This is a genomic window from Sinorhizobium sp. 7-81 (assembly GCF_030124405.1).
Taxonomy (GTDB): domain Bacteria; phylum Pseudomonadota; class Alphaproteobacteria; order Rhizobiales; family Rhizobiaceae; genus Sinorhizobium; species Sinorhizobium psoraleae.
This window is the reverse complement of sequence record NZ_JASKLT010000018.1, coordinates 28,939-42,989: the sequence shown is the minus strand read 5'-3', so window position 1 is coordinate 42,989 and position 14,051 is coordinate 28,939. Positions and strand designations below refer to the sequence as shown.

The following is a 14,051-nucleotide window of genomic DNA, read 5'->3' as shown; positions in this document are numbered from 1 at the left end:
CATGGCTCAATTGCTGCGATAAACTCTGCGACTCCCGGATTCAGAGAGCGGCCTGAGTAAGATCACGAATTAACCGCATTGTGGCTCGAGCACTTGCGGCACGACAGTCACTCAGAGAGCTCGTAGTGCCACTTCGTCATATCGAAGAAACACCTGCTGAACTCTCAGGGTCTATTCCATCCAGAAAACGCCTCATGTCATCGCTTCCGCTTTCCGGCTCGCTGCCGGCCATTACGGCCACGGAAAACGCGAGCAGCGACGAAGACGGGTTATGGGTGCTGGCACCTGCCCTGAGGTTCATGACAAGGGTCGGGCAAAGAAACAGGGCGAGCCTCAGCACCGTTCGCCAGTCTGCAGGCAGATTGCCTCGCGCCTTCAACTCAGCAAGCAGTGGCCGCCAGAGGAGACGGGCCTTCACCTCCAGCAGGCTTCGTCTCACGCGGCTCAGGGCCCAATTGGTCTCAACGTTGAGGACGCCACCGCCATATTCCGCGCGCACGCGATACCGACGCTCGGCCTCAACGGGATCGTACAGCCAGAGGGGGTGGGCTAGGATGTTATGGAAAGTCGCCTTGATCTCTGCGAGAAGCGTCGGAACATGCGTGCCCGCAAAGGCTGGATCGAAGAACGAAAGCACCGCTTCCTCGCCGCTCGTTGCGTACCAGACATTGGCGTTATGGGCGTCGCCGTGCGCGGTGACACCCCCGGCGTCGGCGAGTTTTTGTGGGCGCAGCCGGTCGGCCGCGGCGGCGAAGAGTTCGCCGACAGTCCGCTGGTATCGCAGGCCGTTGATGACGAAACGGGCCCTGGAGAAGGCCTCCCAATCAAGCTCCACATCAGGAAAACGGAAGGTTCGACCAACGTAGAAGTTCGCGTAACGGCCGCCGGGCATGGTCCGGCTTTCCGGATCGATCATCCGTTCGTAGAAAAGTCGGTGAATGGGCTCCGACGCCACCTCCTCGGCCGTCACCGAGTGCAGCGTTCGGCGATAGACGGAGAGAAGCTCGGCAGAGAGGCGGCGCTCGGCGGCGACCGCGATCGCCTCCTCGTCGAGGTTCGGATTGAGATCAAGATCCCTGAGCACATCGGAAAATCGCCGATCGTTGCGACGGCGGTAAATCAGGATCTGCTCTCCGGGAAGCGCGGACATGTGGATGGGCTGATCCACGGGAAGGCCCGCTCTCGCGAGGATGTCGGCGCGGTAATATTCGCCGGACATCGCCTCCTCGCCCTCCTCCTGGTGGAACTTGAAGAAGAACTCGCCCGCCTTCGTCTCGAAGAAGCCGTTGAGCGAATTGAGGCTGTAGCGGTCACGATTGATGATGACGTTTTCCGCGTCAAGATCGAAGATGTCCTTGAGCAGCAAGGCCAGCATGCTGGCCGCCTCCCGTTCGTCGGTGAGGGCCACGCGGCGGATTTCCGCGGTTCTACTCGGTGAGGACATCATTAACCCCTTTTACACCCGGGGCGACCGGGATCGACAAATGACATGCTTGCACCGTGGCGCGCGACGATCCTGCTTCCCACCGTATCAACGCACCGAGCCAGGCGAATAGCGGCTACCTAGCGTGTAGCGGCTGCCGTTATAGGTGAGCCTGTTGACCGTAGCGACCGTCGAACCCGACCAGGTCCGGCGATGGAGGAGCAGGCAGGGTTCGCCGGGGCGGATCATCAGAAGGCGTGCCGTGTCCTCATCCGCCGCGACCGCAGCAATGACGTGTTCGACTTCGGTCAGCGGCGTGCTTTGCTGCAAATAGTCATAGGTGGTGATCCTGGTGAAGTCCTGCTTTTCGTAATCCGGCACCAGTTCCGTATTGACGAAACGTTCTTCGAGTTGCACCGGCACGTTGTCCTCGAAATGCACAACCATCGAGTGGCCGACGGGTCCCCGTGTCCCGAACTCGAAGGCCGCGAGCAACTCCGGCCCCGGCTCGGTCGACTCCAGCACGACAACTTTCGCTGCATGGCGGCCACCGCGCTGGCGTATCTCGCTCGCAATATTGTTGATCTCAATCAGGGTGGATAGCGGTTTCGGCGGCGCAACGAAGGTGCCGACGCCCTGAATACGGATCAGAAGTCCGTCCGACGTCAATTCGCGCAATGCCCGATGGATGGTCATGCGCGAAACACCCAGTTTTGAAACGAGCTCGTGTTCCGAGGGCAGCTTGTGGTCCTGCCCCCATTTGCCGCTACCGATGTTGCCGAGGACATAGTCCTTGACCTTCTCGTAGAGCGGTCCGGCCGTGGAACGAAGATTGGTCATAGCCCATTGCTCTCCACGTTTGTTCGATCCGTCCGCTCCGGATCGGTGCGAATGCGAATGATTGTCTTCAGTCCCGATGTTGATCCGCCGAGCAGCCGTTCATAGGCTGACGGGATATCGTCGATCGTTATTTCCTCGTCGATGATGAGCCGCAACGCCGTCTCCAATGATGGAAGCAGGGAGACGGCCTCGGGCAGCTCGTCCGTGAAAGCATGGCAGCCAACGAGCGAGATCTCGCGCTCGACAAGGATATTCGGATCGAGGTCGATCCGCCCATGCGTAATGCCGACAAGCGCAATCGAACCGCCACCGGAGAGGAGATCGACAAGCCCGGCAAGCACGCCGATATTGCCGGTGGCATCGATTGCATAGCGGAGGACCCTGTTACCCAAAGCCGCGGCAATCGGGCCTCGTTCGAGTATCACGACTCTCGCCCCGGTCACCTCGGCGACACGCGCGGCGCGCGCCTCGTTGCGGTCAGCAACGAGAAGGGGGCCGTCGTGGAACCGGGAAAGAAGAACCGCCGCCAATCCGCCGATCGGCCCGCACCCGACGATCAGCACCGGTTCATGGCGAGGAATGGTCTGCTTGCGCACCGCATGCAAGGCCACCGCGAGAGGTTCCGCCATCGCCGCAATTGCGGGATCGAGCGAAACAGGGTGCTTGACGAGGAGACGTGCCGGCAATTCAGTTTCCTCCGCGAAGCCGCCGTCGCAAACCTCGCCGACAAAGCCCAGCCGTTCACAGATATTCTGGCGTCCACTCCCGCAGGCGGCGCATGCACCACACCAGAAACGGCTGTCGGCAACCACGGGATCGCCGGGGGCGAACCCCGCCACGCCCGCCCCCGTAACTGTGACAATGGCGGCGAACTCATGGCCAGCAACCGACGGAGACCGGCTGATCCATTGTCCAGTACGGTAATTGTGAAGATCCGAACCGCAAATCCCGGCGGCCGTGACGGCGAGCCGCACCCAGCCCGGCTTTGGCGCGCCCGGCGCTTCGATCTCCTCGACGCGCAGATCGCCGGCCGCATAGAGTCTCGCCGCCTTCATACTTTTTCCTCTCAAGCCCGGAGGTAGGCGTTGCGCACATCCGAGACCGCGTTCTCGTGCGACGAGAACCCTTCGTAGCGGGCAAGCGTGCGCGCATGCTTGGCAAATTCGGGATAGGCCGATGCGGTCACATAGCCGATCGAGGAGCGCTTGACGAAATCGGTCACCGAGAGCGGACCAAAGGTGCGCGCCCAACGGCTGGTGGGCAGGACGGCGTTCGGACCGAGGCCGAAATTGCCGATGCTGACCGGTGTATGCGGTCCCATCAGAATTTCGGCAGCTTCGGTGATATGCCCGAGATGCGCGAAGGGATCGGTGGAGAGTATCTCCAAATGCTCGGGCGCGTAGTCATTGACAAAACGATAGCTCTCCTCAACGCACGAGGTAAGAATGATACCACCGCACTTGCCCCCGAGCACGGCGCTCGAAAACTGCACGCGCTGTTCGGTCATGCGTCCCCAGTGTTCCGGCAGCGCCTTCAGGGCCTCGTCGGCAACACGACGGCTGTGGGTTACTAGATAGGCGGAAGAATCGGGGCCGTGTTCGGCCTCGACGAGGAGATCAAGCGCTGCCAAGCCGCCGTCGATAGTATCGTCTGCAAAGATGATTGCTTCGGACGGGCCAGCTGGTAGGCCTGGATCGATGACGCCGGCAAGCAGACGTTTCGCCGCAACGACCCAGGGACTACCGGGACCGACGATCTTAAGCGCCGGTTTGATCGTCTCTGAACCATAGGCAGCAGCTGCCACGGCCTGAGCGCCGCCGCACTTGTAGACGGTTTCCACGCCGGCAAGCCGGGCGGCGACCAAGGTCGCGGCATCGACTGAGCCGTCAGGCGCCGGTGGCGTGAAGATTGCAAGCTCCGGCACGCCGGCGACGACGGCGGGAACGGCGGTCATCATGGTGACCGACGGGAACGCGCCTTTGCCGCGCGGGATGTATAACGCCACCGATTTGATCGGTGTGAAGCGGTCACCAGCATAGGCGCCCGGACGCATCTCCTTCAGCCACATGGCCTCTGGCTTCTGCTCTTCGTGGAAATGCCTGATGTTGTCGATACCAAACTGGATCGCTTCAATGACGTCCTTCTCGACCAGATCGAAGGCAGCGTCGAACTCGGCTTCCGTCGCCTTCAGCTTTCCATCCTCAATATCCGCCTTGTCGAGTTCGCGACCAAAGCGCACTAGTGCTGCATCGCCCTCGGTTCGCACCGCCTCGATGATCGGTTTGACCCTTTCGATAAAACCGGAAAGGTCGGTTTCCGAGCGCCGGAGAAGCGCCGCCCGCGCGCCTGAATCCAATTTGTCGAGTTCGTGGAAGGAGACATTCGTCATTGGAGTTTCCTTGTAGTTGGCGGCGTGTGGCTACCGGCGTCCTGTTATCACTTCGATTTGAGGAAGATATCCAGCCCGACCAGGCGATCGAGCAGGAAGATGGCGGCCGCCGCACAGGCAATGAAGACGACGGAAATCGCGGCCAAGTCGGGCGTTATGATCGAGCGGATCGAATTGTAGATCTGCACCGGCAAGGTGACGATGCGCGCATCGACCAGAAGCAGGCTCACCAGAAACTCGTTGAGCGCCAGAATGAACATCAGCAGCGATCCGCTGATGATCCCCGGCATGACGGCCGGCAGCGTCACGAAAAGGAACGTCTGCAGCGGGCCCGCGCCGCAATTGGCGGCGGCAAGCTCCAGATCGGGATCGAGGCTTGCAGCGCTTGCCGTCACCGCCCAGATCATGAAGGGCAGATTGATCACGCAGCAGGCGATGCCGACAGGCCAGAGCTGGCCGAGAATGCCAGCATTGCCGAAGATCAGCATCAGACCGATACCCGAACCGATCAAGGGTATGGTGAATGGCAGAAGCAGGTAGACCTGGATCGCTTTTTCGAAGCGCACCGCATATTTGGCAAGTGCTATTCCGGCGAATGTTCCGGCCGGGATCGCGACCAGGGTGCACACACCCGACACAAAGACCGAGCGTAGGAAAGCATCGCGAAGATCGGTCGCCTGCAAAATCGCCGCATACCATTTGAGCGACAGGCCTTCAGGCGGGAAAGTAATCATGTTGCCCGAAGTGAAGGAGGCTCCGAGCACGACGATGGTCGGCGCCGACAGCATGATGAGGGCGACGGAGACGAAAGCCCAGAGAACGATGGATTTGCTGATTGAGGCGTTCACTGGCGCGCCCTTCCCATGGCAAGTGTTCCCGCGCCGAAGAGCGTAAAGACGATGCCGACGAGCAACGAGCCGACGGCGACGAGCATGAGGGCCAGCGTCGCGCCAAGCCCTTGATCCGACGTGCGGAAGAACTGGTCATAGATGGCGTTGGCAATGAAATCCTGCGAGCCGCCGCCGAGGATCGCGGGCATGGCAAAGTCGGTCAGCGACAGCGTCACGACGACGAGGCCGGCGCCAACGAGGCCGGGGCGCGCAAGCGGCAACACGACATGGATGAAGCTGCGCACCCAGTTGGCACCAAGCGACGCCGACGCCGTTTCCAGTTCCTCCGGTATTGCCGTCAGCGCGGGAGCGAGCATCAGCACCGCGAAGGGTAGCATGTATTGGACAAGACCGAAGAGGACTGCCGGATAATTGTAGAGCAAGCGAAGCGGCGCGACACCGACCAGGCCCAGAGCCTCGTTGACCATCCCCTGGTTGCCGAGAATGATCAGCCAGCCATAGGCACGCACGACCTGACCGATGAAGAAGGGTAGAAATAGCGCGATCAGCAGCAGCTTGCGCAGGCCCGCCGAACGGGTACGCACCATCATATAGGCATAGGGAAACGCGAATGTCAGCGTCACGATGGTAACGATCAGAGACCCGATAAGACTGCGCGCCGCCACGATGGCGAAGAACGGCTCCGTGACCGCCTTGTGATAGTTTTCCAGTGTGTACTCTTCCGAGAGCAGGAAAGTACTGGTGTCGAGCGTCCTGAGGCTCGAGTCGCCGATCTGGATGAGACCGAGAACGAGCAGGCCGACCAGCAGTACCGCCGGCGCCAGCATGAGATATGGAATCGTGCGCTTGAAACTTGCCGGCCAGACGAAGGCGGCGAAGGCTTCCAGCGCATCCATAATGCGCCATGTCATCGGATAGGCTGTTCGAGCGGCTCGCATGGAAGAATTCCTGAAGTTGAACAGGCTGAACGGAGCCGCCGCCGAAGATGCGGCGGCTCGTCAAAAAGACTCAGCCTTGCATGATCGCCTTGAACTTCGCGAACCAGTCGCTCTCGTTCTCCACCTGAATCTTCGAGGAAATCCGGATCAGGTGTTTGAAGTCCTCCTCCTTTGTCGGGTACGAGGGATCATTGACGAGATCGGCGGGCGGCGTGAGGCCAGGCACCACGCCCGGCAGGCCGAGACCGTCGAGCCAGACCTGCTGCGCCTCCTTGGTCAGCGCGTGATTGATGTATTGCTTCGCCCAGTAAAGCTCATTCTCAGGGAGGCCCTTCGGAATCCAGAGGCCATCCGTGTCGAACTTGGCGCCCTCCTCAGGAATGACCCACGCAATCTCGATACCGTTCTTGCGTGCTTCTCGAGCATTGGTGGAAATGGTGCAAGCGGCGTCGATTTCGCCCTTCTGGAACCAGGTGGTGAAATCCGGATCTTCACCGAGCAGCGGTTGCTGCTCCTTCATCTTAGCGATGAAGTCCCAGGCCGGCTGCATGTTGCCCGGTATGTCCTCCAGCTTGCCGCCACCGGCAACCTGCGCCGGAAAATGGAAGCCGATGCCGTCGTTGTAGAAAGCGATGCGGCCCTTGAACTTCGGGTCGAGCAGATCTTTCCACGACTTAGGCGCCCCGTTCGGAAAGGCAGACGGCCGATAGGCGAGAACATAGACGTAGCCGTAGGTATTGACGATCGGATATCCCTCGAGGCCGACGGGCTTTGCCAGCTCTGTGACATTCTTGAGGTTCGGCAGGTCGGAAAGGTCTTCGGTCACGCCGCGCAGCGCCGATTTCGTCGCGTTCGTGGTCGTGTCCCAGTTGATGTGGATTGGCGGCACGCGTTTTTGTGCGACGGCCGCCCAGACCTTCGGCTGGATCTCGTTGTCTTCGGTCAGGTCATGCCGAACGGCGATGCCGGTCATTTTGGTGAAGCTGTCGGAGACGCCGGCCTTCAGGCTGTCGACCCAGCTTCCGCCCCAGGCGCGAACGATGATTTCGCTTGGTTTTTCCGGCTCCTGTGCGAAGGCGCGCGGCATGCCCAGCACTGAGAGGCCTGCCGCACCGCCAAGGGCGGCCGCGCCCTGGAGAAAGCTGCGCCGACGCAACGCCGGCAAAATCGAATTCTGTCTGCTCATCTTCGTTCTCCTCTGGTTATCCGGTGAACCGGTTTAGCTATTGAAAACAAGGACGTCCCGGCTGTTCCAGCCGAGAGAAACCACAGCACCCGGCTCATACTGGATGTGGTCGACCGGATCGTGATCAAAGACCCTGAGCGCCTCGCCGGCAAGCGCCGGAACGCGGACCTCGTAGACGATGCGCTCACCCTCGAAAATCGCATCGCAAACCGTGCCTTCGAGCACGGTTTCGAGACCGGAGAGAGACGCCGCATTGGCCGCGATGCGGATCTGCTCTGCCCGAATGGCACCGGAGGCCCGCTCCCCGACGCGCGGTGGACTGCGCTCATCGCCCACAATGCCGGCAATCTCTATCGCATCCTGGGCAATGACAGCACCGCTACCGTCGACTCTGCTCACCGCGCCGGAAATGAAATTGGTGACCCCGATGAAGTTTGCGACGAAGGCATTGCGTGGGTTTCGATAGGTCCGCGTCGGCTGCGCCTTCTGCTGGATTTCACCCGCTTCCATGACGATGATTTCGTCGGAGACGACCAGCGCCTCTCGCTGGTCGTGGGTGACGTTGATGGTCGTCACGCCGAGCTCTCGCTGAATCCGGCGGAATTCGAGCTGCATTTCTTCGCGCAGCTTTCGGTCGAGTGCGGCAAGCGGCTCATCGAGCAGCAAGAGATCGGGCTCGAAGACAAGCGCGCGGGCGATCGCCACGCGCTGCTGCTGACCCCCGGAAAGTTCATGGATGCGCCGGCCGCCATAGCCGCCGAGCTTGACGAGATCGAGATAGCGCTCGACCCGCTCCGGGATGGTGCGAGCATCCTGCCGGCGCATCTTCAGGGGAAATGCGACGTTTTCGGCAGCCGTCATGTGTGGGAACAATGCCAGCTTCTGAAATACCATGCCGATGGAACGGTGATGGGCCGGGACGGCGCTCACGGCTTTGCCGTTGATGACGACTTCACCGCTTGTCGGAGCCTGAAACCCTGCAATCATCCTAAGGAGCGTCGTCTTGCCCGAGCCAGAGGGGCCGAGAATCGTGAGGAACTTTCCTGCAGGCAGGTCGAAAGAGGCGGATTTGACGGCGTGAAAGCCGTTATAGACCATGTTGACATTCTTGACGGATACCGCGATCGGGCTGGTATTTCCGGTCACATCCTGCATGACTTCCCCTCGATACCGGCTTGTGCAATCCGTTTTCTTATTGTCTATACATCTACATACATTATTGTCAAACAGTTTCTGGGTACTATTAGTTTCTGCCTATTTTTTAATCTATTGAATACTTGAAAGCCACTTATATGGAGGCCAGATAGCCGCCATCGACTGGAATGCAATGTCCCGTCACATAAGCTGACGCGCCACTCGCCAGAAAGACGACAGCACCGGCGACATCTTCCATTGCACCAAACCGGCGCTGCGGAATCTTGGTGAGCATTGCTTCCTGCCATTCTTTGTCCTCGTAGAAGACGTCCGTCATTGCCGTGCGGAAATAACCGGGCGCAATCGCATTGACACGGATATCGAGAGGGGCCCATTCGGCGGCAAGCGCCCTGGTCATTCCGAGCAGGCCCGACTTCGATGAGCCATAGGGTACCGCCGTTGGCACGCCGACATAGGAAGTCAGCGAACAGAGATTGATGATCGCCCCTGCCCTGCCTGCGGCAGACATCTGTCTTGCGGCAGCCTGCGCGCAGAAGAAGGCCCCCTTGAGATTGGTCGAAACGATCCTGTCCCAAAGGGCTTCATCGACGTGGACCGATGGCCGGATTTCCTCGTAGCCGGCATTGTTGACGAGGATATCGAGGCCGCCAAGCCTCTCATCGGCAGCCGCGACAGCCTCTGCGCAGGCCGAAATGTCTCGCACATCGAGAGAAAGCGGAACGACCTGGCGCCCCAACTGCGTGATCTGGCCGCATGTTTCCTCCAGCGCGCTGGCTTCGCGGGCGGTGATGGCGACATCCGCGCCAGCGCTGGCGAGCGCTGCCGCGATCGCCTGGCCAATGCCGCGGCTGGCCCCCGTTACGAGCGCCTTGCGGCCGGAAAGGCTGAAAAGGGTGGAAACTTCCATGGTCTCGATCTCCCTTCGAACGGCATAGGATACAGCACACCACGTTTGATATTAAATGTCTATACATATCTGTACAAATTGAGCCGACTGCGCTTATGATGTGCCGCAGCTAGAGTGGAGATTGATGGAAATGCCGAAATCCGTGTCGCTGGTCCGCCCCGAGATAAGGAGCATTTTGCCCTACAATGCCGGTCTCACACTCCAGGAGGTTCGTGACCGCTTCGATCCTCCGCAAATCGCGAAACTTGGCTCCAATGAAAATCCGCTCGGTCCCTCCCCGGCCGTCGCGGCCTCCCTTGCAAACAGCATCGAGTTGTTCCGCCTTTATCCCGATCCTTCTGGACGCGAGCTTGCGCAGCGGCTGGCGGCTGACTTCGCCGTCAGCGACAGCCGCATCATCCTCGGCAACGGCTCGGAGGATCTCATTGCTGTCGTAGCGCGAACAGTCCTGCGCCCGGGAGACCGGGTCATAACGCTCTACCCCTCGTTTCCCCTCCACGAAGATTATGCCACGCTCATGGGGGCGAAGGTTGATCGCGTTGGTCTTCGAGCAGACCTGTCCATCGACACGGAGGCCTTGCTTGCGGCGGTTGCGGGGCCGGCGCGAATGGTCATCTTCGCCAATCCCATGAATCCGGTCGGAAGCTGGCTGACAAGCGGTGAACTCGGCCAGGTTATAGCTGCCGTTGACGACAACGCCCTGATTGTCATCGACGAGGCCTATGCTGAATATGCCGCGGGCAACGACTATTCTTCCGCCCTGCCACTTCTGGAGAGGTCGGGCAAGCCATGGGTCGTGCTGCGCACCTTCTCGAAGGCATACGGCCTTGCCGGGCTGCGCATCGGCTTTGGTGTAGTCAGCGACCCGGAATTGCGCTCCTATCTCGACCGCGCCCGAACGCCGTTCAATACAAACGCCATCGCCCAGGCCGCTGCCGTGCTTGCGCTTGGCGACACCGATCATCTCCATGCGACAGTGGCGCATGCCACGCGTGAACGGGAGCGGGTAAAAACGGCCCTGCTCCAGCGCGGTCTGCGTGTCGCGCCGTCGAAGGGGAATTTCCTGTTCATCGATGTTGGACGAAATGGCTCAATAGTCGCAGAGGCCTTGCTGAGGCAGGGGGTCATCGTCAAGCCGTGGAAGCAGCCGGGCTATGAGAACTTCATTCGCGTAAGCATCGGAACGTCCGAAGAAAATGACCTGTTCACCACGGCCCTGGCCAGTGCCCTTCGCGACCATTCGTCGTGACTCTCTAATCGAAGCACGGCAACGGCAATCATTGCCGTCTCTTTCCACCACCATGGAATGAGAGGTTTTTCACAGCGTCAGGTCAGACGCAAAGCTCGACACCAGAATTTGGAGCCTTTTGTGTAGAAGGGGCCCCCAGCGCCGTCCCAGACAAAACCGCATCAACTGCATCATCTCGTGGAACTGACATTCGGATTAAACCCATGGCGCTGGCTTCGTCACCTCGGCATCCTCAATCTTCGCGTCCGGTAGAGGTTTCGCTGTAGACCCTAGCCTCACCTCTCGCACCACGGTTTCAATCTCGCTAAAGTGTGTCGGTTCCGCCATGCCATACCGCGTGCCTTTAGCAATTAGAATGGCCCAGCGACGGTGGTATTGGCTCAGCGATCCCCGGAACCGGGGAGCCCAAGCCCAACTTTGAACCCCCGTCGCCGTTAGGCCCGGCCGGTAGCCCGTCAGCGCGGGCAGCAGGCGCCGAATGTGTGTGATCCGCGCTTAACCGACGTGATAACCGCCATCCACCGGCAGCGTGACACCGGTGACGAATTCAGCTGCGGGCGAGGAAAGAAAGAGAACGGGCCCGACCACGTCTTCCGTCGTACCCCAGCGCTTCAGCGCGGATCGATCGCTGATCTTGTTTTCGCTTTCAGGTACCGACCACAAGGGCTTGGTCATGTCGGTGCGATGATAACCCGGCGCAATCGCATTCACGCGCACACCATCACGGCCATATTTGTGCGCGAGTGCCCGCGTCAGGCCGACGATACCGGTCTTGCTGGCCGTGTAGGCCGGCACTGTCTCGTCGGCAAGATAGCTCAGCATGGACGCGATGTTGACGATGCTGCCCCGCGTCGCCTTGAGCAGCGGGAAGGCCTCGCGCGAAAGCCGCATGGCGCTCGAGAGATTGATGTCCATGACATCCATGAAGGTCTCTTCATCCCATTCCGCATCCGGCCGGGCGACTCCCTGGCAATTGACGAGTACGTCGAGGCGGTCGAGCCCGGCAAAGAATGCGGCAACGGCAGCCTTGTCGCGCACGTCGAGACGTTGAAAGTCAAGTCCGCTGCCGCTCTCAGCCCTTGCCGCGACGAGGCGGCTTTCCGAGCTACCGGTTGCGATGACAGTCGCGCCGGCTTCCGCAAAACCCTTGGCGAGAGACAAACCGATGCCGCTCGTGCCGCCGGAGACAACCACCGTCTTGCCGACAAAAAGTCCGGCCTGGAATGTGTCCACTTCCTTCATCTTCTCCTCCGAAGTCACACGAGCGCCTTGAGCGCCTCGACGACCATATTCTCTGTCACCTTTATCGGCTCGTTATGAATGATTTCGCCGGACCGGCAGGCGCGCTTCGCGACAATCGCAAGCTTTTCCGGCGTCGCTTCCGTGATTCCGATGTCGCCGAGTTTCGTCGGCAGACGCACGGTAAGGCAGAACTGCCGGACGCGCTCATAGTCTTCCTCCAGCCCGTGCAGCTTCAGTCCGGCGAGCACACCGATTGCAACTTTCTCGCCGTGCAGGTGGTGGTGGACGTCATCGAGTTCGCAGAGGCCGTGATGGATAGCATGGGCCGCTGCAACGCCGCCAGACTCGAAGCCGATGCCGGAAAGGAGGATATTCGCTTCCACCACGCGTTCAAGCGCGGGGCCGGCCTCCCGTGCATCGCATTCTCCGAGCGCTAACGCGCCAAACTCGAAGACGGTGTCCCGGCAGAAACGGGCGACTTCATAGGCGAGCGGCACGCCCGGCATCTTCATGCAGTTGAAGGCGCCGCTTCGGCGGCAGGATTCCGCCTCGTACCAGGTGGCAAGCGCATCGCCGATCCCGGCCGCGAGGAATCGGGCGGGCGCCTTGGCGATTAATGCTGTATCCACCAGGACAAGATCGGGATTGCTCGGCAGGAAGGTATCGTAGGCGACGGTGCCGTCCTCATTATACACCACGGCGAGCGCGCTGCATGGCGCGTCGGAGGCCGCGATTGTCGGAAAGACGATGACGGGAAGCGCTGCGTCACGCCCGGCCGCCTTCGCGGTGTCGAGCGCCTTGCCGCCGCCAGCGCCGACGATCACTGAAGCCTCGGCGATCCTTGCCGCCTCGGCCAGGTTCGCGATCGCCCACTCGGAACATTCGCCGCCATGGCGGACGATCTCGATATCCGGACCGTTTGCGAAGGACGCCTCGATATCCGCTTTCAACAGGTCGAAAACGCCATTGTCGAGAAGGACGATCGCCTTTTCGCCAAAGCCCCTCGCCTCCTCGCCGAGCCGCGCGATCGTGCCGGCGCCCTGGATATAGCGTCCGGGAAAACGCGCACCGCGCACGGCGCCAGCCTGATCGGCCTTCACCAGCATACGTAGCCTCCATCCGCGAGTACGATGGAGCCGGTCATCAGGCTCGCCGCGTCGCTTGCGAGGAAGAGGATGACCGAGGCGACCTCGTCGGTGCGGCCCAGCCTGTTCATCGGCGTTCCGCCGACCCAGTGGCGATACATCTCCTCGTCCTCGTAGACATATTTGTTCATCTCCGTATCGATGTAGGTCGGCGCGACGGAGTTGACGCGCACCCCGCGCGCGCCCCACTCGGCCGCGAGCGACTTCGTCAGGTGATGCACTGCTGCCTTCGACGCGTTGTAGTTCGCCTGTTCCTGCGGGCGGTTGACGATGAAACCCGACATCGAGCCGACATTGACGATAGAGCCCGATCCCTGCTTCAGCATGGTGTTGCCGAAGGCGCGGCAGCACCAGAAGACGCCATTGAGGTTGACATCAATCACCTTGTTCCAGACCTCGTCCGCCATCGTCTCGGCCGGATGATTGGAGATCGCGATTCCGGCGTTGTTGATCAGCACGTCGACGCGTTCGTGGCGGGAGACGATCGTGTCGTGCACGGCCTGCACGGCCTTCGCGTCCGTCACGTCGAGGATCTCGCTCTCCACGGAATAGCCTTTGACCTTCAGGCCGTCCGTTGCGGTGGCAAGCACATCCGCATTCATGTCGGTCAAAACGACAGTGGCGCCAGCTTCGGCGAGCGCTTCGGCTGTCGAGAGCCCGATACCGCGCGCAGCGCCCGTGACGACGGCGACCTTGCCGGTGAGCTTGAATTTATCGAGATACATG

13 protein-coding genes are annotated in these 14,051 nt (G+C 60.7%); 1 reads left to right on the top strand and 12 read right to left on the bottom strand.

Going from position 1 to position 14,051, the window contains the following annotated elements:
• Positions 1–136: 136 nt before the first annotated feature.
• The 9 genes from QN224_RS29750 to QN224_RS29710 form a co-directional block, all read right to left on the bottom strand.
• The gene (locus QN224_RS29750; RefSeq protein ID WP_283979605.1) at positions 137–1,444 is read right to left on the bottom strand and encodes a hypothetical protein; all 1,308 of its coding nucleotides are present in this window, start codon (positions 1,442–1,444) and stop codon (positions 137–139) included.
• Positions 1,445–1,531: 87 nt separating this feature from the next.
• The gene (gene hutC, locus QN224_RS29745; protein ID WP_173513709.1) at positions 1,532–2,263 is read right to left on the bottom strand and encodes a histidine utilization repressor; all 732 of its coding nucleotides are present in this window, start codon (positions 2,261–2,263) and stop codon (positions 1,532–1,534) included.
• Positions 2,260–3,318 (bottom strand): zinc-binding dehydrogenase, encoded by a 1,059-nt coding sequence (locus tag QN224_RS29740; protein ID WP_283979604.1) that lies wholly within the window; start codon positions 3,316–3,318, stop codon positions 2,260–2,262. Before QN224_RS29740 ends, hutC begins: the two co-directional genes overlap by 4 nt.
• Positions 3,319–3,329: 11 nt before the next feature.
• A complete protein-coding gene (hisD, locus tag QN224_RS29735) occupies positions 3,330–4,652 on the bottom strand; it encodes a histidinol dehydrogenase (RefSeq protein ID WP_283979603.1) in 1,323 nt (440 codons plus the stop codon).
• Between the two features lie 47 nt (positions 4,653–4,699).
• Complete coding sequence (locus QN224_RS29730; protein WP_173513712.1) at positions 4,700–5,500, bottom strand: ABC transporter permease; 801 nt, start codon at positions 5,498–5,500, stop codon at positions 4,700–4,702.
• A complete protein-coding gene (locus tag QN224_RS29725; RefSeq protein WP_173513713.1) occupies positions 5,497–6,441 on the bottom strand; it encodes an ABC transporter permease in 945 nt (314 codons plus the stop codon). The genes QN224_RS29730 and QN224_RS29725 overlap by 4 nt, the downstream gene beginning before the upstream one ends.
• Before the next feature lie 70 nt (positions 6,442–6,511).
• A complete protein-coding gene (locus QN224_RS29720; protein ID WP_210267597.1) occupies positions 6,512–7,627 on the bottom strand; it encodes an ABC transporter substrate-binding protein in 1,116 nt (371 codons plus the stop codon).
• A gap of 33 nt (positions 7,628–7,660) precedes the next feature.
• Complete coding sequence (locus QN224_RS29715; RefSeq protein ID WP_283979602.1) at positions 7,661–8,782, bottom strand: ABC transporter ATP-binding protein; 1,122 nt, start codon at positions 8,780–8,782, stop codon at positions 7,661–7,663.
• A gap of 133 nt (positions 8,783–8,915) precedes the next feature.
• A complete protein-coding gene (locus tag QN224_RS29710; protein ID WP_283979601.1) occupies positions 8,916–9,689 on the bottom strand; it encodes a glucose 1-dehydrogenase in 774 nt (257 codons plus the stop codon).
• A gap of 130 nt (positions 9,690–9,819) precedes the next feature.
• Between QN224_RS29710 and QN224_RS29705 the strand changes: the two genes are divergently transcribed.
• The gene (locus QN224_RS29705; RefSeq protein ID WP_173513715.1) at positions 9,820–10,938 is read left to right on the top strand and encodes a histidinol-phosphate transaminase; all 1,119 of its coding nucleotides are present in this window, start codon (positions 9,820–9,822) and stop codon (positions 10,936–10,938) included.
• A 495-nt stretch (positions 10,939–11,433) separates the two neighbouring features.
• Here QN224_RS29705 and QN224_RS29700 read toward each other — a convergent pair whose 3' ends face one another.
• The 3 genes from QN224_RS29700 to QN224_RS29690 are packed head-to-tail and all read right to left on the bottom strand — an operon-like array spanning position 11,434 to position 14,050.
• Positions 11,434–12,180 carry an SDR family oxidoreductase gene (locus tag QN224_RS29700; protein ID WP_283979600.1) on the bottom strand — a complete coding sequence of 249 codons (747 nt, stop codon included), beginning with the start codon at positions 12,178–12,180 and terminating at the stop codon, positions 11,434–11,436.
• Between the two features lie 14 nt (positions 12,181–12,194).
• Positions 12,195–13,286 carry a glycerol dehydrogenase gene (locus QN224_RS29695; protein ID WP_283979599.1) on the bottom strand — a complete coding sequence of 364 codons (1,092 nt, stop codon included), beginning with the start codon at positions 13,284–13,286 and terminating at the stop codon, positions 12,195–12,197.
• The gene (locus QN224_RS29690) at positions 13,277–14,050 is read right to left on the bottom strand and encodes an SDR family NAD(P)-dependent oxidoreductase (protein WP_173513718.1); all 774 of its coding nucleotides are present in this window, start codon (positions 14,048–14,050) and stop codon (positions 13,277–13,279) included. Before QN224_RS29690 ends, QN224_RS29695 begins: the two co-directional genes overlap by 10 nt.
• Position 14,051 lies beyond the last annotated feature (1 nt).